The following is a 21,461-nucleotide window of genomic DNA, read 5'->3' on the forward strand; positions in this document are numbered from 1 at the left end:
GTCTGTCGCGGTGTCGAGGAACTGAAGCGGACACATGTCCCGCCCGTCACGGGATGGCTACAGGCCCAACGTCGCTGGGCGCTTAACGACCCCTCTTTGCTGCGAGGGAATGTATGGCAAACAGTGCGCTAGGCCTCTTGCGCTTCCTCTCGGAATCACCTAACTAGTCGCAACCACAGCGGCTTAGGCGAGTTGGCGGAGTGGTGACGCAGCGGATTGCAAATCCGTGTACACCGGTTCGATTCCGGTACTCGCCTCCATTTAATTTCAAGCACTTAGCGGATTTTTCGCTTTATCTTGAAATCGCGTCTAAGCAAATGTCTAAACATTCTGTTTTTGTTCTGTTCGTTTTGCGAACCAAAAACAGAGCGTGGTGTCATGGCTTTTTCCGGCGGCTTTGGGCTTCGATTGCCCGCACGCGCTGACGGATTTGCTGGGTGTAGTGTGCGACCATCTTGGGGCTTTGCCCGGTGACTGCGGCCACCAGTTCGTCATTGCATCCCGCTTCGACCAGTTCGCATGCCGCGTTGTAGCGCCAGCTGTGAATGTCGAATTCCAGCGCCCCGATGTCTTCCCTGATCTTCCGAATGGCCTGCGAAGCGCCGCGATATGACCAGCGATTGGTCGCACGGTGGTTCGTCAGCATGAACAGCGACCGGCGCGGTGCCGCGTCCAGCGCTTCCTGAAGCGCGGGCACGATGGGCACCCAAAGCCGTTTCCCGGTCTTGTTCTGTTTGACCGTGATTCCCCCGTCCTGGATGTCGCCCCACCGCATTTCCAGCACGTCACCGATGCGCTGACCGGACCCAAGGCACAATTCCATCAGCAAGCGTTCGCGCGTGCCAAGGGGCGCGGCTTCGCGGAAGTCGTCTATCAGGCTTTGCGGCCACGGCAGGCGTGGGTCAGTGTCCACCTTCAGCAGCGACACCCCCTTGGCGGGGTTGTCGGTGCGCCACCCAACGTCGATGCAGTGTTCCATCAGGATGCGGAGGACCTTCACCGCATAGTTCGCGAAATACGGCTTTTCGGCGTTCTGGTCGCGCAGGCGGATAACATCCTTGCGCTGCAGGTTGGCTGGGTTCAGCGGCCCAAACCGTTCGTCAATGAAGGCGGTGTATTTGTCATAATCCATCGCCGTGCGCGGCTTCAAATTCCGATAGCGCGGCGACTTATGGTAGCTGCGAATAAGCGCGGAAAAGCTGCGGCGCAGGACTTTGGGCTGTTCTTCACCCTTCAGGATGGTGGCATATTCGGCCCAAAATTCAGGGGTTCCGAAGTCCGATTTGATCTTTTGCGAAGGCCAGCCGCGCCGTTGAAAATATAGCCCATTGCGTTGTCGGTATATGAATTTAGGAAGCTCCCGCTTTGTCATATCGCATATCCACTTTGTCAAACTCCGAAAGATTTTCCGGTTCCGTTTCTAATTCTAACTCGATTCGTTTTCCCTCGATCACCACGCGCTTGACAACCCGCCCTTCGGCCTCGAACGCTTTCAGGTAGTTCAGGGCTTTCTTTTCGGCGGTCATGGCTGGCATGGCGCGTCCCCTTCCAGCGGGCCGCGCGGCACCTCGTTCCACTGCTGCCCGTCCAGTGATCGCCCGGCGGCTTCCTTTGTCACCCGCTTCATCAGGTGCACGCGGTCGCCGTGAAACCCTGTGCCGCCTTCAGCGTTCAGGATGGCCCATCCGTCGCGGTTGGCTTTTGAATAGTTCGCACGCCAGTCCGGGTCATCTTTGTCGCGGTCGATTTCGGCGGTCCAGTTCCCCCATTGTTTGAAGAAGAATGCGACACCTGCTGTGGTGCACTGGGTGCGTAGGTCTCGTGCCCAATCGGGGTGCATCGGGCGAGCGTTCGGGCCACTCTCTCCTCCGCATATGACCCAATCAATTGACCGCATTGGAGTCGACGGCGTTCCAAATTTGGGATCGGTACTAATTGCGGGAATATATCCCTTGCCGTTGCAGTGATGGCATTTGCCTTTTGGAAATCTGGCCAAAATACCTGTCCCGCCGCAAAGGTCGCAGTGGAAATCGACGCGCGGAAGCTTCATCGCGCCAAGCATCGGTTCGCAGGATAGGAAGCGCATGCGTGCTGGAACTGACAGAAGATGCGGAATGTTCTGATCTGCCGTTTTCTGTGTCCCAGCGCTGGTGCCAAGCCATACGTGGGGCCAGCCATTACCCCAATCCGGCGGCAACATCTTCGCGATGTTCTGTGGGCGCTTGGTCAGCATCAGCCAATCCATCTGGTTGCATTCCCGAATGAGCGCCCAAAGATCATCGCGCCAGCTGGTGTCCACTGCATTGTCGAAGACATCGGCAAGCGATGCGCAGAAAACCCGCTGTCGCCGCCCATGGGTGGCATGGAAGGCTTCGGCCTGCGCGTTCCACCGGCGCGGCTTGTTCCAGTTCTGTGCACTGGTCCTGCGCCGTGGGGCCTTTGGACCCCAATGGATGCCGCCGGTGAACCGCTGGTCACGATTTTCGGCATAGCAGTGGTCGCATTCTGGGGCGACTTTCTGGCATCCTTCCCATGGGTTGAACGTGTGGTCTGTCCATTCGATTTTCGACTGTTCAACCATGGGCTTGTCCTTTCGCGCAGGCGGCTTTCGCCGCTTCGACTGCGGCGCGTTCGTCAAGGTCTGCGAACCACTTGCTGCGGTATCGCTTCATCACATCGACCAGCTGGCGGCGGTCCACTTCGATGGCCCCGGCGGCGACCGCCTTGGCCCGCATCGCTTTGCAGATGTCGAAGTGTGGATGGCTGGCGGGCTGGAACCACTTGCGGGCCACACCAATCCGGTCGGCCATCACCAGCAGTTCTTCCATGCTGTCGGCCAGCATGTGACACATGACCATCCGACCGACACGGTGACGGGGTGCATCGACATAGACGGCCATCAGGGCACCTGTTTCGGCTTGTCGGTTTCCTGCACCGGCTTGGCATTGCCCATCATGGTTTTGATGGCCTGCTGGTAAATCCGTGCTCCATTCCAGATTTGCTTGGCGACCGCCGCACGGGCGTGCGCTTCGGTGGGGCTGATTTTGCCCGCCCGCAAGTCCTGCAAATCACGTGACAGCCCAAGGATGGTGTCCTTCAAATTCAGTTCGTCGGATGCAGGCGTGGAAACATAGTCACGTTCAGCCATAAAGCGGTCCCTCTCCAATCTGAATTCTGTGGGCGTCAATTTCGAGTGCGCAAATCAGGGCGCTGATTTGCTTGATTGTGCGGCGGTCGGGGTTGGTGTCGCCATATTGGCCGGTACCAAATTCCTGTTCGCAGCCCCAGCATAGCGGGGGCCGGTCTTGATGCTGTGGAGACTGCCAGCGCGCAGGCCGTGCCTTTCTGCAGATTGCGCACCTGAAGGGTTCGGGTTTGTTGGGGTAGATGGGCATGAGCAATCCTCGCCTTTAGCCGACGCGCTCCCAGCAATCGAAGTCGGCTTCGGCGCATGCCTCTGGCCCGTCTTCGCGCTGGAATTTTTCGGCATAGTAGCTCGGCGCGATTTCGCGGGCATAATCCTCTACGCTTGACCCGTCCGCGAAGGTTTCACCCCCAAGGCGAACCAGTTCCTTCACGAATTCCTCTGTGAATTCGTCAAGTGCCAAATCAAATTCTGTAGTTGCCTGAGTTGTTTTTTGGCATGCTGCTGCGCGGTCGATGCGCTCAATTTCAGCTGTGATTAGCGCGGCTGCGCGAATGAGGTTTGATCGGGCGTCTTTCGGCTTCCACCATGTGGCTTCCCAAGGCCAGCCCACTGGCGTCCCATCATCACGATAGTGGGCGTCATGGAAGGTCGCGAAGGCGTAGCAAGCTGCCGCTCGCGACATCGACCCCGGCGCGTGACTGTCGTCATGCTCTGGTGTCCAGCCTTCTTCATGTTGCTGGCGGTCGCGCTCTTGAATGATGTCGAGAGACGCTTGCGAAAGATCGTCTGGATCAATCCAGCCCGCCTCAGAGGCGGCATCTGACCAGCTATCATAGTGGGCGTCGTCTGGGTTCTCATCACCCCAAGCTTCTAGGCTCATTTGATTTTCCTTTCGGGGTTAGATGGGCTGGTCTGGCGCGTGGGGCTGCGCAGGCAGCGGCGTCCAGTGGGTGTGGTATCCGGGCCAGCCGCCGACGAAGATGCGGGCGGCTGGCGCTTCGCCCTTCTCGCGGTCCGTGTGCACCTCGACCGTCTGCCCCGTGTCCAGTGGTGATCCGACATATGGCGTCTCATCCAGCCACCGTTCGCCATCCCACCCCCAGCACCACCAGACCACGTCGCCGTGATCTTCGTGCCATTCATTGAGCGGGCGTGGCACGCGGGTCGCATCGCGCGGTGGTTCGGTCATGGGGTTCATCAGATCCTCCGGGGCGTTGGTTTCCGTCGCTGACCCCTGTCTCCAAGGGCCAGAAAGAGAAATCAGGCATCAGGCTTCCGGTGTGCCACGGAAGGTCGGTAGGCCGGTCTGTTCGGTCGCCTCTTCGACGGCTTCCTTGAAGGCGGCTTCAAATGCTTTTTCCGGGTTGTAGACGGACAGGATGAAGCGGACGGTGCTGCCCGCCTTGCGGTAGCGGAACCGCACCGGCATGCGGTACGCCGCGCCGCCCATGAAGACCGGGATCGCGATGATAATTAGGTTCGGGATCTTCAGTGGCTGGCCATCAGGCCCTTTGTGTTCGTTCAGGAACTGGATTTCGCTTTCGCCGGTGTCGCGATTGCTGACCACCTTCAGGTCGCTGGTTTCATAAACCTGAAACTGGCGCGACATCTGTAACAGCTGGGTCAGCTGGCCATAGCGCCCTTCGATCTGCTGCGCGGTCTGAATCAGGCGGTTTTCCCACGTCTGATTTTTATCGCCTTCTTTACCGGCAATGATGGCCGGCGTCGGGTCCATGATGTCTTTGGCATTGGCTTCAATGAACTCGCCCAGTTCGTCCTTCAGCATCGGTTCGCCGGAAATGGCGGTCCATGCTTTCCATTCTTCGGACAGCGGGAAGTCATAGATTGCCCGGTGGTGGCAGTGGCGGGCGGAAGGGTCCCCGTCCGGGTTCAGAGGGTCTGCAGCGCCACCGGCGTGGTAGTCTGCAACGCAAGTGATGGTCGGTGCCTGCAGGTCGGGTTTGGCGAACAGAACAGATGTTTCGCCCTTGTTTCGGTTGGTCCAGTCGATAAGGCTTTGCAGGTCGTCAAAGCGTGCAGTGCCTTTGCGGCGGGTCGGTTTCAGGTGTTCCGCCGCCGCCAGATGCTTGGCCGTGAGGTCTTCGATCTTCCGGTGTGAGGGCACCGTCACCAGATGCGGCTTGGTTAGGTCCAAGCCTTCAGGCGTTTCGATTTCATCGTGGTGGCCCAGCTTCTCCATCATATCTCGCATGGTGACGGCGGGATTTTCCATGGTCGCAAGGTTGGTTTCGTTTGTCACTGTCGTGTTCCTCTATTGTGGTCAGTGAAGGGTCAGTCTGCGTCGCGGATTTCGCCGGTCACGGGGTCGAAGGCCTCGACGTCGCGCACAGGCTGGTGCATCCGCTTCATCATCGGGCTGTAGAGGGTCAATTCCCCTGCATCGTTGATGTATGCGCCCGCGCTGGATGGCGGCTTTTTCGGGGCCTTGAAGCTGACGGTTGCACCCATGCCGACATCGCCAGAATTGCCGACCGCGTAGGACAGCTGCAGGGTCATGGTTCCGTTGCAGCCCTTGGGGCCGTGTTCGGCGTTGTGTTCCAGCAAGTCCTGCATCAGATTCTGGTGCCCGGACATGACTTCACCCATGAAGTCGCCGCCATCAAACAGCATCAGAATCTGTTCGAGCGTCCGCATCTTGTAGGGGTCATGTGGGTCCGCAGTGGGCGCTGCGGGCGGTTCTTTGCGCTTGGTCATCAAGGTCGCACTCCTTTCAGGGTTTGGGGATCGTTAGGCTGCTGCGCCGTCGCGGGCTTTGCGGGCGATGGCATCGCGCAGGGTGTCCAGTTCCACGAAAGCGTCAGCTGCGCGGCGCAGGTCATCGGCAACCATCGGGGGTTGCGTGCGGATGCTGGACACCACGGTCACCCGCGTGCCGCGTTCCTGAAGGAAGCCGACCAGCGGGGCGAAGTCGCGGTTGCCGGTGAACAGCACCGCATGGGCAATGGCCGGTGCCAGCTTCATCACTTCCACCGTCATTTCGATGTCGGTGTTGCCCTTGATACGCTTGCGCCCGTCTTCGCCTTCAAAGACCTTCGCGGGCTTGGTCACCACATTCCAGCCGTTGTACTGCATCCAGTCCACCAGCGGGCGGATGGCCACGTGGTCATCGGTGTCGGCCAGCGGGGTGAAGTAGCTTGCCCGCAGCAACCGCCCCTTGGTCTGAAAGGCTTCCAGCAGGCGCTTATAGTCCACGTCAAAATTCAACGCGCGGGCAGTGGAATAGAAATTGGGGCCGTCGATGAACAGGGCCAAATTTTCGTCTTTATAGAACACGGGCAATCCTTTCGTGGTCGGTGGGTTGCGCGGCCACGGCTTCAGCTGCCGCGCGGCGTAGGGCAGTTGCCGCGCGTGACGGGCAATTCGGCTTCAGGGTGATCGTCACGGGGCCATCGCGAAATTTGCGGACATGCGCCCCGTGCAGGTCTTCTTTGTCCTTGGCGTCAAGGTTGCGCCATTTCATGATGCAAAAGTCACCATGCATGATGCCGCGCGGGTCATCGCGCTGGCTGGTGCCAAGGCTGAAGCCGGTTTTTTTCAGCGCGGTCTGCGCTGCAGCTTCGGTCGGAAAATGAATTTGTTCGCTCATGGTGCCTCCTGAAATCAGCCGCATTCCGCTTCGAAGCGGCGGCGGGCGTTGTAGTCGCGGGTGATGCGGTCGAGCAGTTCGATCCGCGCCGGAGTGGCGCGGTAGTCGATGCTGATACGGATGATGGTGGCGCAGTCGGTGCCGCGCTGGTGGCGCAGCGCCAGCCGCGCCAGCGTGTCGATGTCGGCCTGCAGGTTGCCGCCGTTTATTAGAACGGCTTCGGTGGCCACGTCGCCATTTGGACGCATGTGGGTCACCAGCCATTGCTGATCGGGAAACAGCGACTGCGGGCGCATGGGCTGGACCGTGCCGCCTGCGGTGCCTTTGCGAAACCGGCGGAAAAAAGAGCCGAGAGCAGCGAGCAGTCCGCCCCCGGCAGTGGTGCCGGTTTCATACGGCAAGGGTGTGGGGCGTGTGTGCATCGTCATCACGCGGCCCCAATCTGTTTCAGGGCTGGGTGCGCCGTGATGAACCCGTCATCTTCGCTGCCGTCCAGTTTGCAGGTCTGGCGGGCCGAGCGCTTCCAAATGGCCATCGCCTCTTCGATGGTCGCACCGTTGGCGCTGATACCGTGCAACTCCACTTCCCACTGATGGGTGCGGTCGCCTGCAGGTGGATCGAAGCGCCCGAAGGTTTCCATCACCTCATTCACAAAGGCGTCCTGCTGTCCTTGGACATCAAGGCATTCCAAGTTCATCAGGAAGGCTGGAAGGCGGTGGTGCAGGACGTCCATCACGCGGCCTCCTGCATCTGCGCTAGCGCATCGGATGCGGCGGCACGTTCAGCGGCGTCGGCCGAATGGCGAAGCAGGGTTTCGCAGGCAGCGGTCAGGGCGCGGGGGTGAATCGGGTCCGGGGCACGGATGGCGCGGCGGGCATCGGTCAGCCGGGCTTCAATGGCTGCTGACCGCAGGGCCAGCGCCAAGGCAAAGGGGCGGTTCGCGGCGGTCTGCCGCCAGCGCAGCAACTCACTGCAGATTTCGGGCAAGGCGACTGCCAGCATCGCGCGGGTTTCCGCGTCGAACTCTCCGCATTGCTGGTGATAGTCGGGGCTGGCCAGTTCGGCCAACAGATCATCGCCGACAAGCGGCTGGACTTCTGTTGCAAGCATGGTTGCCTCCATCGGTTTGATGAAGGCAAACTATCCAATAAAAATGGACTTGCAAGAAAAAAATCCAAATTATATGGATTTACACCAGATCAAGGGGTGCGCCGGGCGGTGGGGTCTGATGTGCGTTACATAAGGACAAGGGGGACAAGGTGGCCGATAATACATCCAAGCAAGGCATTGGCGGATTGCTTCGTCGGAACCTTCATCGCCCCTGCGACGATGGATGCGACCACCGCACCTGCAATGAACGCCAGAACGAGGCTTTGAGCGACAACGCTTGCGCCAATGCTGCCGATGATAAAGGCCACGGCCAGAACTGCGCCTTTCCAAGGTTCGCCACCCGCAATTCGCATCCCGATAGCCGCCAAGATGATCGCGCTGACCATCGCAATGATTACCATGTTTCCCGTCATTATCGCTCCTGTCGTTTTGGTGCCGCATCCGCGACCGTAAGGCATTGTCTCATATCGCTTTATCTATTTCCAGCTGAGCCGATGGTGGGACGGTTGGTTGCGGGTGCCCCGGTTGTGCCTGTGGCGAACGCCGGTCGGGGACAATCGGCGCGGAGTTTTTCAGTTGCGCCGCGCGCCTGTTCCCTCAATGTTCTAACTATGGAGGGCTAGATGCGAAAACCGCTCGCTTACAGATTGGCAAGGGTTGCAAACTGGTTCGGCGTGAACCTTAACCTTGTGTTTGATCCCATTCACTATTTGCGCGTTCGAGCGCGTCGAAAAGGTTCTGCTGAACATCAGCGGGAAGTTGGGCGAAATCGCCGTTAATAATAAAGTTAAAGTCAATCCGGTGCGCGCGGTACAAGTATTTCATCACGTCCCTGTTCGGAAACTGAAGTCCTTTCTCGATATTATTGTAAGAAGTCTTTGAGATTCCGCAGGCGCGGGCGAATTCATGCTGCTTCTCGAAGCCGCTCGAGTACCGCGCCGCCTTCACGCGAATAGCGCTTGCTTTCACGCCCATGTCGCCACGGTGGGCGAGGTGTTCTTTGCGTTCAATGTCCATGGCTTAGTTCTACGCTTTGTCCAGAAAAAATGAACCGGGGTCGAGATGGATGTGGACAGTCCATAATTTATGGATTATCACTTGATATCATGACAAACACATCAGAAGTCTGTGATAAACTTGGTCGGAAGCGCATGGCAGACAGCCTTGGCGTTGGCGTGACCACCATCAGCAACGCCGCAGTGTCCGGCGTCTTTCCTGCCAAGTGGTATGCGGTGGTGAAGAAGCTTTGCCGCACTGACAGCATCGAATGCCCTGATGAACTGTTCAATTTCATAAAACCTGCCGGTGGCGATGCTGGCGAACCGATGAAGAGGGCCAGCTGATGCGGGGATGGGTGCTTTGCGTTTCATGGCTTCACCCTGCACCGCTTTCCCGCGCGTGCACAGGAAACGAGGTTTCCCGTGGTTGAGGAAGTCGCAGGCAAGAGGGTGAGCGCTCCGCGCCAGTCACTGCAAGTGACGTGGCGGGGTACCACGCGGGATAAGATCCTGTTCGACTGTGAAGACGGGACTGTGCTGGAGTTGCTGCTGCAGCCGAAATGCTATCAGGCCCTTTGCGAGACTATGGCGTACTATCGACGGGCTGGGCGCTTGGGTACAGCCGTCCAGTCTTCAAAGTCGTCTGAGATACCGCATTCCGAAGGGTCCAAGACGCCGGGCCATTCGCAGCTACCTCCTGTCAGTTCGTCCAGTGCAACAAACGGGGATGCGTAGTGGCCAAGGTTTTCCTTTTCAAAAAACACACGGTACCAGCCGCCGATGCGGTCGATGCGGTCGATGCGGTCGATGCTCCAAGTGCCGTGACGGGTTCTGAATTGCACGAAATGAGTATCCCAGTTCATGGGCTTTTTCCCCTTCTCCGAAAAGCACGTTGCTGCGGCGTGAGCCGACGAATGATCGCTTTAAAATCCGGCACCAGCGTTAGCGTAGAGGCTGTGCAGAAGGAAGCCTCCCATGCCTGACTTCCGCAAAATCGTTCGCGCGAACATGAAGTCCCTTGTGGACTGGTTTGGCTGCTATGACGCGGTGGCCGAAACCTTCAACGCCCGGTGGGGCGGCGGTGCCAGTAAGGGCACGGTCAGCAAAAAGGTTAGCGGCAATCTGGACTGGACGGTGGCAGATGTCATTGCGCTGGAAGATGCGGCTGGCCGCTACCCCGTCACCCGCATGATGGCGCGGCGGCTGGAAAACCGCCCGGTGTCCGAAGGCGGTAGCTTGCTGCAGGACGGGTCCAGCATCGCCAAGGAAAGCGGCGAAGCGATTTCAGCCATTCTGGCGGCAGAGCAATCGACCTGCGCCGATGAATGTGCGCAGGCCATCAAGGAAGTCGATGAAGCTATGTTCGCCCTGCGCCAAGCGCGGGCGCGGCTGGAAAGGTCGATGGGGAACGGGGGTGCAGCATGACCACGCTGCGCCGCCCCACTGCCCGCCATCCCGCCGTCCTGAAGCATCGCGACCATGGGCGGCTTTGGCGTTTGGTCGAAGGGGCCGTGGTCGATGCGTTCCGCAATCATCCCGATTTTCTGACGGTCTCCGGTCACCGGTCTGCCGTGCAATCGGTGACAAAGCGCGTGGTGGGCCAGTTGGTCGGCCACGCCAAACAGGCGCAAGGCGCGGTCGGTCCTGCCACTGGCGGGGCTGGCTCTGGGGGTAGTGCCGCGATTTCCGGCGCTGCCAGTGGTGCGGGGCGGCACCTCCTCCCGCTGTCCCGCACCCGCTGGCCCGACTTGCATGCTGCCCTGTGCGGGGGTGCCTGATGGGCCTTGATTTTGATTTCCCGCGACAGCCCGATTGGCCTTGGCTGAAGGCCAGCTATCCCGGCAACATCCTGTTGCACGTGGACTGCCCGTTCATGGAAGTAGTGCGCCGCGTCGGTGGCCGGATGGCCTATCTGGCCACGCCCTACACCAAGGCTGTGCTGAACGATGACCTGCAGTGGGATCGCGGCCTTTCGTTTGACATCGAGGTCCGTAGCGCCCGCTGGTCGCGGTCTTTCGCCATTGAGGGTGTCACGGTCGTTTCGCCTATCGTGATGTCATGCGCCATCTGTCATGCGGATGTCGAAGGTCATTTGGACCCGCTGGATGATGCGTTCTGGTCGCGCTGGTGTCAGCCAATGCTGTCGGCCTGCGGTGCCGTGGTCATCCCGGCGATGGATGGCTGGGATGTGTCGCGCGGCGTCTGGCGCGAAGCCTGCTGGGCGCTGTTGCACAATGTGCCGGTGTATCTGGTGGCCGAAGGGTCGGAATTCGGGGGTGCCGCATGACCCGTGCCATCCTGAAAGACGTGACCATCGGCAAATGCCGCTTGATCCTGGGCGACTGCCGGGATGTTCTTCCGGAACTGGAAGGCATCGCGGACTTCCTGTTCTGCGATGTGGCCTATTCACTGACATCCGGCGGCAATGCGCATCAGTCGATGGGCGGCATCTTTGCCCAAACCAACTATCAAAATGACGGTCTGCTGATGGAAGTTCCCGATTGGGAAGAACTCGGCGGGCCGTTCTTCCGGGCCTGCAAGCCGGATGCCGACGCCTACATCATGACCAATGACAAGAACCTGTTCCGCGCCGGGCTGGCGTTTGAGGGAGCGGGGTGGAAATTCCACAACCTGCTGGTCTGGGACAAGGTGCGGGCGAACTCGGAACCGCTGGTACATGAAGAACCTCGAATTCACGATTTACATGTGGAAAGGCCGCGCAGATCAGAAGGGCATCAATGACTGCGGGTCAAAGCAGCTGTTCACGCTGAACGCCAAGAGGGAGACTGCGCACCCCACCGAAAAACCGGTGGCGCTGTGTGACCACTACATCCGGAATTCCACAAATCAGGGCGATACCGTTCTGGACCCGATGATGGGTTCGGGCGCAGCGCTGGTGGCAGCGGCGCAGGCAGGCCGACGCGCGGTCGGGATCGAAAAGAACCCCGAATATTTCGCAATTGCCGAAAGCCGCGTGCGCAAGACCGTGGCGGCGGGGCTGCAGACTTCAGAAGAAAACCATGAGGCACGGCAATGACGACTGGCGGCACAGGCAGGACCCGGCGCACACCCTCCAAGGCAGAGGTGAAGGCGCGTGCAGCGAAGCGACTGGAATCCATCTTTCATCCCCGCTGGTCGCCGCGTGATGACCACCAGCTGGTCACGTCGCGGGACAAGGGCATTTCCTTTGATCGCATCGCAGTGGGCCTGATGCGCGACCGCCGGGCGGTGGAACAGCGCTGGCACCGGCTGCGGGTCATCCCGTGCATCGACAGGCTGCTGGAAGAATACGGCCTGTCTACGCAGCCCTATGCATTCGACTGCGGGGTGCGGTGATGGTCGCCTATAACTTCCAGCAAGAGTTCGAGCCTGACATCCTCTTGGGCCGGAAGCTGTCCACCATCCGTCCGAATGGCAAGCGCCGTCATGCGGTCGCTGGCGATGAACTACAGCAGTATGTTGGCATGCGCACTCAATCCTGCCGCCTGCTGCTCCGGGTGCCGTGCATCTATTCAAAGCCCATCGAAATTCATCATTGGGGCGCTGACATCGACGGTGTGGGCTGTACGGGGGCGAACATGGAAAAACTGGCGGGCATCGAAGGCTTCGCCAGCGCAGGCAATATGCAAGCTTGGTTCGACAACCGCTATGGCCTTCCGGCAGTCGGTTTTACCCAAATCCGGTGGGATTTCGCCGCCGCAATTTTCGTCGCAGAAAGCACCACAGAAGAAGGGTCCGCACCGTGACCCTTCCGGCACCACGCCTTGCGAATGCACCGGCGGCGCATTTTGATTTGGAACCCTTTCACGTCACGGCGCATCACGAATTGGCGGATTTTCCGCTGGTCGCGCCGGGCGTTTGTCTGAACCCGATGTGTTCGCGCGTCTTCGCGCCATCGCGCAGCTGGCAGCGCTACTGCTGCGAAACTTGCCGCAAGATGGATGAAGCCGAAATGCGCCGCATCGGTCAGAAAGCCGCGCCCGCCCTGCTGGCATGGCGCATGGGGAAATACGAAAAAGAAGACGCAGCGCTGCGGGCACTGTCCCGCGCCGGTCGCAACTATGTCACCCGGCTGCAGTCGGAATGGTATCGCGACCGCATGGCCCGCGCGTCCAAACAGGGGAAGTATTATGCAGGTTGATTTTTTGATCCAATCGCGATTTTCATGCACACATGCGAAGCGATGTATTGCAGTATCCCTATCCGCTGAATCTCCGATGGAACCACATCCAGTGGTTCCCGGTCTATTTTCGGCGGCATTTGCAAGGCGAATTTGGGGTGCTGGCCGACATGGATGTACAGGGCGCTGCATTCAACCTGATGGCCAAGGCGATGGAGATGTGCCCGCCCGCAACGCTGCCGTTGAACACGGATCTGCATGCCTTGTACCTGCGGATGCAGCCGGACGAATGGCGAACTCTTTTGCAGCGCAAAATCAACCCGCTGCACGGCTGGGTAGAAATCCAGTGCGGCGAAGAGGTTCGGCTGACGCACCCGCTGTTGTTGGAAGGTCTGGAAGAGGCCGTGAAGGCCAGCAAGCTGCGCCAGCGTGGAACTGTAGACCGGAAACGCGGCTCACCGCCGGATGCGGGGCGCGCGCCGGGCTGACAGCGGCATTCAACACTACTTCTGTGCAGGGGGCGGTCCAATGAACAGCCCTGTGCGCAACCTGCAGCCTGTCGATGCACAAGACCTGCCGGAATACCCGATTTCCGTCGAAGACCGATTGGATTCTCACTTCTTCATCCAATGGAACCTGAAGCGCTGGCGTAAAAGCAAGTTCCGCCAATTGGCGGAGCCGGAAGTGGGGTGGTTCGGGTTTCTTCTCTTCTGTGAATCTCATGACGAAACGCCGGTGGCGACATTGCCCACTGATGAGCGGCTTTTGGCGAAGGCGTTGGACATTTCTGTGGATCGCTGGCGGCAGCTTTGCGACCGGGAAATCACCCCTTTGCACAACTGGTCATTGGTCCGGTGTGATAATGGTGAAATCAGATTTGCCCATCCCGTGGCTACAGAGGTGGCGCAGGAAGCGTTGAAAACCCGCCGCAAGAACCAAGCGGACACTGAGCAACGCAAACGGGCAAAGCGCCTGAAGGACCTTCGTGAGATGATCGAGCAGCGCGTTGGGGCCGGGCAACTGCTACGCAATCCTGACTTCTTGGAACGTTTCAACGATTGGCTGGAAGCCCGGTATCCAGAGGCGCAGCGGCGGGAGCCGTTTATCCGGTCGGCGCTCGAAGAGTTTCAGGTGGAGATGGCCCGATGATTGCCGCCCTGCCATTCTGTGACATTCTGTTACGGTCACAGAATATTCCGGAACAGAAACAGAAAATTACGGGTTTTTCCCGGATGTTTCCTGCTTGTTCCCTTTTTTTTGCGCGCAATCTGTAACCGCTGAAAAGAGAAGAAACGAAAAGAAAAAGAAAAGAAATTGCCACCACCGCCCCAATACCGACCGAAGCGCCATTTGAGACCGGGGCAGATGCAGAGAAAAAGGGCAAGACGGATGGACAGTGCTGAACAGGCATACGGTGAAAAGCGGGTCAGGGCGTTGCTGATTGAACCCCTGCTGGCGCGCGGGCTGACAAAGCCCAAAGGGTTCACGAAACAGGCGGACTTTGAGGTGATGGTGGCAAAGGTGCTGTGCCCCAAGCTGGCCTACATGACCGAACTAAGCCTTGCGGCCTTGGAAGAGGAAGTCGCCGCCAATCCCAAGGGCAAGGGTCGCGACCAAATGATGATCCCGAATGAAATCCTTGAGCGGGCCGCGAAGATCCAGCCGCCTGCCGCTGAGGCGTCGCCGCTGATGCGCGCGGTCTTCGCCGCAGCTTTGGGCCGGGATGCCATGGCCGGGAATTGGGGGCCGGAACTGTTGCGGTTCCTGCGGAAGAACCGCGCTTGGCCGAGCGCCTTGAATATTCAGGGCATCAAGGCGGAGTCGGAATTGGCGCTGCGCAGGGTGGAAGACATCCGCCAACGGCAGGCATCCGGCAGGCTGGTGTCTGAGGCGGATCAAAAGTGGTTCGCTTCACGGAATGCCGCGCAGCGGAAGTGCGAAGAAATTCGTGAATTGGTGTCGGGGGGCACGGCATGCTGATGGGCAAAATCGAAGCGCAGGAAATGCAGTGGTTCGCGTGCCGGGTGAAGCGCAAACAGGTGGGCGGCATTCGCACCGTCACGGTCGGTGGCGAGTTCGAATCCTACCGCGACCGCGCGGGCCGCGTGCGCAAGCGGCGGGTCGATGGTACGGGCGACCGGGTGTTTCTTCCCGAACATCTTCTGCGCCGTGCAGGATTCGAAGTCTTCCTGCCGGTGAAGAAGGTGCTGAGGCGTAAGAACCGCTTTAGCCCGGAAAAGGTTCTGGTGTCGCAGCCGCTGCTGGTGGACTGGATGTTCGTGGGGTGGTCGGTCGGGGAAAGCCGATGGCCAGACCTGATGGAGTTGGATGTGGTCACCGGCGTCATGGGTACCGGAGGGCGTCCGGTGGAAATCCCGCCTGCCCGTGTGATGCGCCTGATGCGACAATGGGGTGGCGGTCAGCTTTCGCCGGAATGCCATCGCTACCTGAAGACGGGCTGCGAATTTGCGGCGGGTGACACCGTTCGCGTGGTCACGGGTCCGCTAGATGGGGTGAATGTTCGGGTCATTGATGTCACGGGTCCGACCGTCAAGGCGGCGCTGGATATTCTTGGCGGCGAAGTTGTCACCGAAATTCGCAGTGACATGCTGGAAGCTCTTCGGTCATCCGATGTTAAGCTTTAATCGGATTTGTTAAGGGGGGGGTTGACGCAAGGGCGGTGGTGGAGTTAACAGTGATTCCACCACTAATACCAAGTCCCTGACGGAAGTGCTTCAGCGCGATGCAGTTAGACCGAGTAGGTGGGGCAAGTGCTTTTGATGGCATTGCGCGTCGTGATTTAGGCGAATGAACGCCACCAGATCGCGCACGGTATTACTCTGTTCGATGGCCCGGCTGGAAAGCGCGGGCCTTTTTCATGTCTAACGGGTGTGTGAGATTTGAACGCCAGCAACGGAGGCAGCTATGAAGCGCATCTGAACTTTCCCTTGTCCCTCGGTTTGAAGGCCGGTCGCGGAAATCCTGCGGCTGGCCTTTTTTGTGCGTGCAGTGGTTCGATAGGTCCAAACGAACCAGAGGGGGTTCGGTGGCGGGCGCACCTGCTGCCGATTTAGCCTGCGGGGTTAAAGCTAGATGCGTGATGCGCCACGACTATGCACCGCGCCTGCGCGTACCTATTTCGGAGGGGGTCAAGATGTTCAGCGTGGGCGAAGTCGATGTGAAAGGCCTGCAGCGGTTCGAAAACATGCTGGGCGCTTTGGGGGCGGAAGCGCCAAAGGCGGTGAACCGGGCCATCAACCGCACCGGCGACATGGCGCGGACGCAGGTTGTCCGCACGCTGGCAAAGCAGACCGGCCTGCCGCAGAAGACCATCCGCAAGTCCGTGAAGGTCAAGCGGTCATCTTGGGATGACCTGACTTACACGCTGAAGTCGGCGGGCGGTGATGTGGCGCTGAAGTATTTCCAGAAGCGCGAGACCAAGAAGGGCGTGGTCGCCAATCTTGGTTCAGCCCGTGGCCGCGTTCTGTTCCCCCGCACTTTCTTCCGGGGCGGCGCTTTCCCCCGCCGCGTGGATCTAAGCGCCTTCGGCGGGCACGTGATGGACCGGATGAGCGAACGGCGCTTCCATCTGAAGAAAGTGAAGTCTGGCGTGTTCATCCCTGAAGAGATGGTGGAAGGCGCGACCGCCGACGCCTTTGAGCGCAGCGTGCAGCAGAACCTGCCGCGCCGACTTGATCACGAAATCAGCCGCCTTTTGGGGCTGTGACCCGGCGATATGAGTACAAGCATAGGGGGGCCAAAACAGGTCAGAATCGGCCCCTGAAAAAAGGGACCGTACCCCCGTTTTGAAAGCACGCGGTGGTGGAACCGCCCGAGGGTTCGGTAGTCAGACGGGTTTGGGAAAGCCTTAACACAAGGGGGTTCGCTTAATGCCGGGGGCTTAACAATTAGCCCGACCGGCAACGGACTGAACGGGTCAGGCATGGAAGCTGCACATCAGGAAATGTCGCAGGCCGATTTTGCGCGGGCCATGGGGGTCAGCCGCGCGGCGGTCAGCCAATGGAAGTCGAAGGACATCCTGCGCGACGATGCGTTCACCAAGCCGGGAAAGTCCGGCAAGATCATTTATGCGGTCGCGATTGAACAGGTCCGGCGCAACCGTGACATCGGCCAATCGCTTGGCAACGGTATCGCGACCCGGACCACGGTGGATGATGCGGCGCAGGTGCAGCCTGCCGCTGCGCCTGATCCCGACCCCGCGCCGGTTCAACAGCCAAGCCTGCCGATGGCCGAAGCCGCCCCGGCTGAACAGGCTGTTCCCGAAGCGCCTGCCGCGTCATCGACCCCGGCTGCACCAAAGCCCGATACGGTCGAAGACCAGCTGAAGCGGGCCAAGCTGGAAGAACAGCTGCGCCGCAACCGAATTCAGGCTGCGGATGAAGCGCTGCGGCAAGGCATGCTGATGTCTGCCGACGATGCCCGCGAACAGATGACCCGCATCGCGGGTATGATGCTGCAGATTTTCGAAGGCGCTTTGCCTGACTTCGCCGCTGCGATGGCAGCGCAGTTCAACGTCCCGCAGCGTGATGTCCTGCACCTACTGCGGGCAGAGTTCAAAAAGGTCCGCAAGACCGCTGCGATGAAAGAACGCGCCCGCGCGGATGAAGTGGAAAAGGACGTGGCCACCTCGGTTGAACTGGATGCCTGATGCTGGATGTTGCAGTCACAAGCGCTGAATGGATGGCGCACGATGTTCTGGCGGATGTCATCGACCCGCCGCCGCCTGTCGATTACCTGACATGGGCAGAGGAAAACATCGTGTTTTCGTCGCGGGAAAGTCCGCTGCCCGGCCCGTACAACCGGGAACGCTTCAGCTACTTTGACCAAATCCTGCGGGCCTTGTCGCCCGATGACCCGTGCCGGGTTGTCACCTTGTCGAAATCGGCGCAGCTGGGTGGCACGGTGCTGGCAAATATCTTCACCGGCGGTTCCATGGACATGGACCCCGGCGATTTCCTCTATGTCCACCCGACCGACGAAAACGCGCGGCGGTGGTCGAAGATGAAGCTGGCCCCGATGCTCAAAGGCACCACGGCGCTGCGCAAAATTTTCCCGATGAAGGCCCGCGACGGGCAGGATTCGGTTTTCTACAAAGAGCGCCGCGACGGTCGCGGGGCCATCCAGATTTCAGGCGCGAATTCGCCCGCTTCGCTTTCGCAGGTGTCCATGTCCCGGCAGGTGCAGGATGACCTTGCGAAGTGGGATATGAACAGCGCGGGCGACCCGGAAACCCAAGCGGACAGCCGCAGTCAGGGTTACGAGTTCGCCAAGATTTTCAAGATTTCGACACCCATGGTGGTGCCGGGATGCCGCATCACCAAGAACTTCGAATCCGGCAGTCAGGAGTTTCTGCACGTGCCGTGCCCGCATGACGAATGCGGCCACATGCAGGTGCTGGAATGGGAAAACATGCTGGCCAGTCTCGATGAAGACCATCCAGAACGTGCGCATTTCACCTGCGAAGGCTGCGGCGCTTCGATTGAAGAACACCACCGCCCTAAGATGCTGCGGGGGGGCAAGTGGATCGCCGCGAACCCGAAGATGAAGCGGGTGCACCGGTCATTCTACATCTGGTCGGCCTATTCATTGCTGCAGTCGTTTGAGCGCATCGCGCGGTCATGGCTGTCGGCCAAGGGCGACCCGCCAAAGGAACAGACCTTCTGGAATGATGTGGTGGGCAAAGCCTATCGCGTCTTGGGTGAAGCGCCGCCATGGGAAGACATCCGCGACCGTGCGTCGGAATCGGATTATGCCCACGGCACCATCCCTGCGGGCTTCCCGCTGGTGACCTGCGGTGTGGACTGTCAGGGCGACCGAGTGGAATGGCAAGTTGTCGCATGGGGTCAGAATAAGCGCCGCGCGGTGGTCGAATATGGTGTGTTTAACGGGCACATTTCCGATGAAGGGTGCCAGTCGAAGCTGAACGGCCTGCTGCGGCAGGGCTTTCGGAACGCCTATGGCCGGAAGGTTGAAATCGACCTGCTTGCCATCGACGGCAACGCCTACACCGAAGACGTTTGGGATTGGGCACGTCGGCACCCTGCATCCCGCGTCATCATGGTGCGCGGCGTGCAACCTGAAAGCGCCCCACTGCTGGCGCAGGTGAAAAAGGAACGGAACCGGCGCGGCAAGATTCTCCGCTATTCAAAACGGTTCTTCAACTTCGCCTCGTCGGTTCTGAAAATGGGGCTTTACCGGAACCTGAAGAAGACAGATCCGGAAGAGCGCGGGTTCATCGCCCTGCCGAAAGGTCTGGAAGATGAATTCTTTCGCCAGCTGACGGCGGAAAGCCGGAAGGCACAAAAAGCGAAATCGGGCTTCACACGGTATCTGTGGGTGAAAGACCCGAACCAAGCAAACGAAGGTCTGGACACCCACCTTCAGGCGGAAACTGCGGCCCTTCGCCTTGGGGTGCGCGATCTTCCGGACACCGAGTGGGACCGCCTGATGGCGGAACGCGAGTGCCCGCCGGAAGATGTGCAGAGTGATTTCGAAGACCTGCTGATGGCGGCGCAGCCGCAGGCCGAACAGATGGCGGATGAAAAACCCGCCGAAGACGAAACTGAAGCGCAGGCCAAAGAGCGTGCGCGGTCTAAGTGGAGAAACAGGACGCGATGAGCGGTCTAATCAAGCCAGACGGAACGCCACTGGTGGCGGCTGAACGGTCTTCGCGCCCGACCGCCCGCTATATGCGTGACACCAAGAGTGGCGTCATCGCCAGTCGGGCCGCGCCACTGACCAGCCATCGTGACGATGTGCGACGGTCATGGTCGCGGGCTGCAGGTCTGGCCATGGACCTGATCCAGAACAGCGGTCGCCTGAAGGGCGCGACCGACCAAGTTCTTGCCGATACGGTTGGCGTGGGTCTGACCCTGACGCCTGACCCGGACCTTTCGGGCATGGGGTATGATGAAAAGGAAAAGGCTGACTGGATTCGACTGGTCAAAAAGCGCTGGCGGGCTTACTGGCACAACGCCCGCGAATGCGACATGCGTGGCAAGCTGACAGGTCCGCAGATGGTGGACATCGGGCTGCGCTGGCACATCGCCTATGGCGAGGCAACCGGCGTCTTCGATTTCTTCACCGCTAGCGACCGCAGCCGCTATGGCATCACCAGCGGCACCAAGTTATGCCTTGTCCCGCCGCCCCGGCTGGTGCAAGACACCAGCCCACTGGAAGGGTTGTTTCAGGGCGTTCACCACGATGGCAAGGGCCGTCCGGTGTCCTACCGGTTCGACACCGTCACTGGCGGTTTGAAGTCGAAGCGCGACTATGCCGCCTTCGATGTCGATGGACGCCCGCTGGTCATGCACGTCTTCGATCCGATGGACGCCACCGATGTTCGCGGCATTTCCCTGCTGGCCCCGGCCTTTCGGAAGCATATTCAGGCGGAGTTGCTTGATGACGCAACCCTGCAAATGGCCATTCTGCAGACGGTTTTTGCGATCACGCTGACATCCGAAGCGCCAAGCCAAGACGCCTATGAAGCGCTGGAAGTGCTGAAGGAAAGCAAGGGCGGCACGGGCTATGCGCAGGAGTATCTGGATTTCCTTGGGGCGCAGCTGGACCGGGCGGCGGAAAGCCGAATTTCGGTCGGGGCTGACCCGCAGGTGTCGCACCTTGGTCCCGGTGAAAAGCTGGGCATGGAAACCGCGAAGGTTCCCGGTCAGGACTTCCTGCCGTTTTCGAACAGCCTTGCCCGCGACATGGCCCGCACCATCGGCATCACCTATGGCGGGCTGACGATGGACCACACCGCTGCGACCTATTCCAGCGTGCGCATGGAAAATGCGTCCATCTGGGCCGTGGTCATGCGGCGGCGCGAACGCATCGCCGCCCCGATGTGCCAGATGGTCTATGGCAACTGGCTGGATGAAGAAGTGGGCGAAGGCCGCATTCCGTTCAAGGGCGGATATGAAGCCTTCCGCGCGAACCGTGACCGGGTGTCTGCGGCGAACTGGCAAGGCCCCGCAAAGCCCACGGCGGACGATTACAAGTCGGCAAGGGCATCGACCGAACGGCTGTCGAACGGAACCAGTTCCATCGCCAATGAAACCGGCGACCTTGGGGTGGACCCGGATGCGCTGTTTGAACAGCGTCAGCGGGAACACCAGCGCTATGTCGATGCCGGGATGGAATCGCCCTATGCGGCACGGGCTGTGCAGCCCGTCATCGAAACGGAGCCTGCGCCATGAGTACGATGAAGGTTGGACAAGATATCGTGCAGATGGATGACCCCTGCGCGATGGCCGATGCGCTGCGCAAGGTCCGCATTCGCTTGAGTGCGGGTCAGCTGCGGGAAACCGTCCGCATTGACGGTGAAGAAGTGACATTCCAGCGGGCGCGACTGGATGACCTGAAACAGCTGATTGCGGAATACGAGAACGCCTGCCGCCGGAAGTCCGGCGGCGCGGCCCGCACCAGACATGCGAAGCGGTTTCGCTTTACCTGACCGAC

35 protein-coding genes and 1 tRNA gene are annotated in these 21,461 nt (G+C 59.8%); 19 read left to right on the forward strand and 17 right to left on the reverse strand.

Annotated elements, in window-relative coordinates:
* Window positions 1-186: 186 nt before the first annotated feature.
* Window positions 187-260 (forward strand) — tRNA-Cys (locus R1T40_RS08365).
* A 116-nt stretch (window positions 261-376) separates the two neighbouring features.
* Here the strand turns inward: R1T40_RS08365 and R1T40_RS08370 are convergent.
* The 16 genes from R1T40_RS08370 to R1T40_RS08445 form a co-directional block, all read right to left on the reverse strand.
* Window positions 377-1,372: a tyrosine-type recombinase/integrase gene (locus R1T40_RS08370; RefSeq protein WP_317386570.1), complete on the reverse strand. Its 996-nt coding sequence runs from the start codon at window positions 1,370-1,372 to the stop codon at window positions 377-379.
* Window positions 1,350-1,535 (reverse strand): hypothetical protein, encoded by a 186-nt coding sequence (locus R1T40_RS08375; RefSeq protein ID WP_054462459.1) that lies wholly within the window; start codon window positions 1,533-1,535, stop codon window positions 1,350-1,352. Before R1T40_RS08375 ends, R1T40_RS08370 begins: the two co-directional genes overlap by 23 nt.
* On the reverse strand, window positions 1,523-2,638 hold the full coding sequence (locus tag R1T40_RS08380) for a phage Gp37/Gp68 family protein (RefSeq protein ID WP_317386571.1): 1,116 nt from the start codon (window positions 2,636-2,638) through the stop codon (window positions 1,523-1,525). The genes R1T40_RS08375 and R1T40_RS08380 overlap by 13 nt, the downstream gene beginning before the upstream one ends.
* Complete coding sequence (locus R1T40_RS08385; protein WP_317386572.1) at window positions 2,574-2,900, reverse strand: DUF4031 domain-containing protein; 327 nt, start codon at window positions 2,898-2,900, stop codon at window positions 2,574-2,576. Before R1T40_RS08385 ends, R1T40_RS08380 begins: the two co-directional genes overlap by 65 nt.
* Window positions 2,900-3,148: a hypothetical protein gene (locus R1T40_RS08390; protein WP_317386573.1), complete on the reverse strand. Its 249-nt coding sequence runs from the start codon at window positions 3,146-3,148 to the stop codon at window positions 2,900-2,902. Before R1T40_RS08390 ends, R1T40_RS08385 begins: the two co-directional genes overlap by 1 nt.
* A gap of 262 nt (window positions 3,149-3,410) precedes the next feature.
* Window positions 3,411-4,028, reverse strand: coding sequence for a hypothetical protein (locus R1T40_RS08395; RefSeq protein WP_317386574.1), 618 nt, complete (start codon window positions 4,026-4,028; stop codon window positions 3,411-3,413).
* 18 nt (window positions 4,029-4,046) lie between these two features.
* The gene (locus tag R1T40_RS08400; protein ID WP_317386575.1) at window positions 4,047-4,346 is read right to left on the reverse strand and encodes a hypothetical protein; all 300 of its coding nucleotides are present in this window, start codon (window positions 4,344-4,346) and stop codon (window positions 4,047-4,049) included.
* Window positions 4,347-4,415: 69 nt separating this feature from the next.
* On the reverse strand, window positions 4,416-5,408 hold the full coding sequence (locus R1T40_RS08405; protein ID WP_317386576.1) for a DUF2303 family protein: 993 nt from the start codon (window positions 5,406-5,408) through the stop codon (window positions 4,416-4,418).
* Window positions 5,409-5,440: 32 nt separating this feature from the next.
* Window positions 5,441-5,863: a hypothetical protein gene (locus tag R1T40_RS08410; RefSeq protein ID WP_317386577.1), complete on the reverse strand. Its 423-nt coding sequence runs from the start codon at window positions 5,861-5,863 to the stop codon at window positions 5,441-5,443.
* Window positions 5,864-5,896: 33 nt separating this feature from the next.
* On the reverse strand, window positions 5,897-6,442 hold the full coding sequence (locus tag R1T40_RS08415; RefSeq protein ID WP_317386578.1) for a LabA-like NYN domain-containing protein: 546 nt from the start codon (window positions 6,440-6,442) through the stop codon (window positions 5,897-5,899).
* A complete protein-coding gene (locus R1T40_RS08420; RefSeq protein WP_317386579.1) occupies window positions 6,432-6,755 on the reverse strand; it encodes a hypothetical protein in 324 nt (107 codons plus the stop codon). Before R1T40_RS08420 ends, R1T40_RS08415 begins: the two co-directional genes overlap by 11 nt.
* A 14-nt stretch (window positions 6,756-6,769) precedes the next feature.
* Window positions 6,770-7,183, reverse strand: coding sequence for a hypothetical protein (locus tag R1T40_RS08425; protein WP_317386580.1), 414 nt, complete (start codon window positions 7,181-7,183; stop codon window positions 6,770-6,772).
* A complete protein-coding gene (locus R1T40_RS08430) occupies window positions 7,183-7,488 on the reverse strand; it encodes a hypothetical protein (RefSeq protein WP_317386581.1) in 306 nt (101 codons plus the stop codon). The genes R1T40_RS08425 and R1T40_RS08430 overlap by 1 nt, the downstream gene beginning before the upstream one ends.
* A complete protein-coding gene (locus R1T40_RS08435) occupies window positions 7,488-7,865 on the reverse strand; it encodes a hypothetical protein (RefSeq protein WP_317386582.1) in 378 nt (125 codons plus the stop codon). The genes R1T40_RS08430 and R1T40_RS08435 overlap by 1 nt, the downstream gene beginning before the upstream one ends.
* A gap of 125 nt (window positions 7,866-7,990) precedes the next feature.
* The gene (locus tag R1T40_RS08440; RefSeq protein WP_317386583.1) at window positions 7,991-8,266 is read right to left on the reverse strand and encodes a hypothetical protein; all 276 of its coding nucleotides are present in this window, start codon (window positions 8,264-8,266) and stop codon (window positions 7,991-7,993) included.
* A gap of 280 nt (window positions 8,267-8,546) precedes the next feature.
* Window positions 8,547-8,882 carry a helix-turn-helix domain-containing protein gene (locus R1T40_RS08445; protein ID WP_317386584.1) on the reverse strand — a complete coding sequence of 112 codons (336 nt, stop codon included), beginning with the start codon at window positions 8,880-8,882 and terminating at the stop codon, window positions 8,547-8,549.
* A gap of 134 nt (window positions 8,883-9,016) precedes the next feature.
* Here R1T40_RS08445 and R1T40_RS08450 point away from each other — a divergent pair, with 134 nt between their 5' ends.
* Complete coding sequence (locus tag R1T40_RS08450) at window positions 9,017-9,208, forward strand: hypothetical protein (RefSeq protein ID WP_317386585.1); 192 nt, start codon at window positions 9,017-9,019, stop codon at window positions 9,206-9,208.
* A 248-nt stretch (window positions 9,209-9,456) separates the two neighbouring features.
* On the opposite strand, the gene R1T40_RS08455 is transcribed toward R1T40_RS08450, so the two are convergent.
* The gene (locus R1T40_RS08455; protein WP_317386586.1) at window positions 9,457-9,726 is read right to left on the reverse strand and encodes a hypothetical protein; all 270 of its coding nucleotides are present in this window, start codon (window positions 9,724-9,726) and stop codon (window positions 9,457-9,459) included.
* 112 nt (window positions 9,727-9,838) lie between these two features.
* Between R1T40_RS08455 and R1T40_RS08460 the strand changes: the two genes are divergently transcribed.
* The 17 genes from R1T40_RS08460 (at window position 9,839) to R1T40_RS08540 (ending at window position 21,456) form a co-directional block, all read left to right on the forward strand.
* Window positions 9,839-10,288: a phage regulatory CII family protein gene (locus R1T40_RS08460; protein ID WP_317386587.1), complete on the forward strand. Its 450-nt coding sequence runs from the start codon at window positions 9,839-9,841 to the stop codon at window positions 10,286-10,288.
* Window positions 10,285-10,641: a hypothetical protein gene (locus R1T40_RS08465; RefSeq protein ID WP_317386588.1), complete on the forward strand. Its 357-nt coding sequence runs from the start codon at window positions 10,285-10,287 to the stop codon at window positions 10,639-10,641. Before R1T40_RS08460 ends, R1T40_RS08465 begins: the two co-directional genes overlap by 4 nt.
* The gene (locus R1T40_RS08470) at window positions 10,641-11,150 is read left to right on the forward strand and encodes a DUF1937 family protein (RefSeq protein WP_317386589.1); all 510 of its coding nucleotides are present in this window, start codon (window positions 10,641-10,643) and stop codon (window positions 11,148-11,150) included. The genes R1T40_RS08465 and R1T40_RS08470 overlap by 1 nt, the downstream gene beginning before the upstream one ends.
* Window positions 11,147-11,605 carry a hypothetical protein gene (locus tag R1T40_RS08475; protein ID WP_317386590.1) on the forward strand — a complete coding sequence of 153 codons (459 nt, stop codon included), beginning with the start codon at window positions 11,147-11,149 and terminating at the stop codon, window positions 11,603-11,605. The genes R1T40_RS08470 and R1T40_RS08475 overlap by 4 nt, the downstream gene beginning before the upstream one ends.
* Window positions 11,541-11,900: a DNA methyltransferase gene (locus R1T40_RS08480; RefSeq protein ID WP_317386591.1), complete on the forward strand. Its 360-nt coding sequence runs from the start codon at window positions 11,541-11,543 to the stop codon at window positions 11,898-11,900. Before R1T40_RS08475 ends, R1T40_RS08480 begins: the two co-directional genes overlap by 65 nt.
* On the forward strand, window positions 11,897-12,199 hold the full coding sequence (locus tag R1T40_RS08485) for a hypothetical protein (RefSeq protein ID WP_317386592.1): 303 nt from the start codon (window positions 11,897-11,899) through the stop codon (window positions 12,197-12,199). The genes R1T40_RS08480 and R1T40_RS08485 overlap by 4 nt, the downstream gene beginning before the upstream one ends.
* Window positions 12,199-12,609 carry an ASCH domain-containing protein gene (locus R1T40_RS08490; RefSeq protein ID WP_317386593.1) on the forward strand — a complete coding sequence of 137 codons (411 nt, stop codon included), beginning with the start codon at window positions 12,199-12,201 and terminating at the stop codon, window positions 12,607-12,609. The genes R1T40_RS08485 and R1T40_RS08490 overlap by 1 nt, the downstream gene beginning before the upstream one ends.
* A complete protein-coding gene (locus R1T40_RS08495) occupies window positions 12,606-13,004 on the forward strand; it encodes a hypothetical protein (RefSeq protein ID WP_317386594.1) in 399 nt (132 codons plus the stop codon). Before R1T40_RS08490 ends, R1T40_RS08495 begins: the two co-directional genes overlap by 4 nt.
* Before the next feature lie 32 nt (window positions 13,005-13,036).
* Window positions 13,037-13,471, forward strand: a complete 435-nt coding sequence (locus tag R1T40_RS08500) for a hypothetical protein (protein ID WP_317386595.1) — start codon at window positions 13,037-13,039, stop codon at window positions 13,469-13,471.
* Window positions 13,472-13,511: 40 nt separating this feature from the next.
* Window positions 13,512-14,132 carry a hypothetical protein gene (locus R1T40_RS08505; RefSeq protein ID WP_317386596.1) on the forward strand — a complete coding sequence of 207 codons (621 nt, stop codon included), beginning with the start codon at window positions 13,512-13,514 and terminating at the stop codon, window positions 14,130-14,132.
* 240 nt (window positions 14,133-14,372) lie between these two features.
* Entirely contained in the window at window positions 14,373-14,963 is a 591-nt protein-coding gene (locus R1T40_RS08510) for a hypothetical protein (RefSeq protein ID WP_317386597.1), read from the forward strand.
* A complete protein-coding gene (gene nusG / locus R1T40_RS08515) occupies window positions 14,957-15,628 on the forward strand; it encodes a transcription termination/antitermination protein NusG (protein WP_317386598.1) in 672 nt (223 codons plus the stop codon). The genes R1T40_RS08510 and nusG overlap by 7 nt, the downstream gene beginning before the upstream one ends.
* Window positions 15,629-15,987: 359 nt before the next feature.
* Window positions 15,988-16,710: a phage tail protein gene (locus tag R1T40_RS08520; protein ID WP_317386599.1), complete on the forward strand. Its 723-nt coding sequence runs from the start codon at window positions 15,988-15,990 to the stop codon at window positions 16,708-16,710.
* A gap of 216 nt (window positions 16,711-16,926) precedes the next feature.
* The gene (locus R1T40_RS08525) at window positions 16,927-17,652 is read left to right on the forward strand and encodes a hypothetical protein (protein ID WP_317386600.1); all 726 of its coding nucleotides are present in this window, start codon (window positions 16,927-16,929) and stop codon (window positions 17,650-17,652) included.
* Window positions 17,652-19,622: a phage terminase large subunit family protein gene (locus R1T40_RS08530; RefSeq protein ID WP_317386601.1), complete on the forward strand. Its 1,971-nt coding sequence runs from the start codon at window positions 17,652-17,654 to the stop codon at window positions 19,620-19,622. The genes R1T40_RS08525 and R1T40_RS08530 overlap by 1 nt, the downstream gene beginning before the upstream one ends.
* A complete protein-coding gene (locus tag R1T40_RS08535) occupies window positions 19,619-21,199 on the forward strand; it encodes a phage portal protein (protein ID WP_317386602.1) in 1,581 nt (526 codons plus the stop codon). The genes R1T40_RS08530 and R1T40_RS08535 overlap by 4 nt, the downstream gene beginning before the upstream one ends.
* The gene (locus R1T40_RS08540; RefSeq protein WP_317386603.1) at window positions 21,196-21,456 is read left to right on the forward strand and encodes a hypothetical protein; all 261 of its coding nucleotides are present in this window, start codon (window positions 21,196-21,198) and stop codon (window positions 21,454-21,456) included. Before R1T40_RS08535 ends, R1T40_RS08540 begins: the two co-directional genes overlap by 4 nt.
* Window positions 21,457-21,461 lie beyond the last annotated feature (5 nt).

The organism is Tritonibacter scottomollicae, from assembly GCF_032924845.1.
Taxonomy (GTDB): domain Bacteria; phylum Pseudomonadota; class Alphaproteobacteria; order Rhodobacterales; family Rhodobacteraceae; genus Epibacterium; species Epibacterium scottomollicae.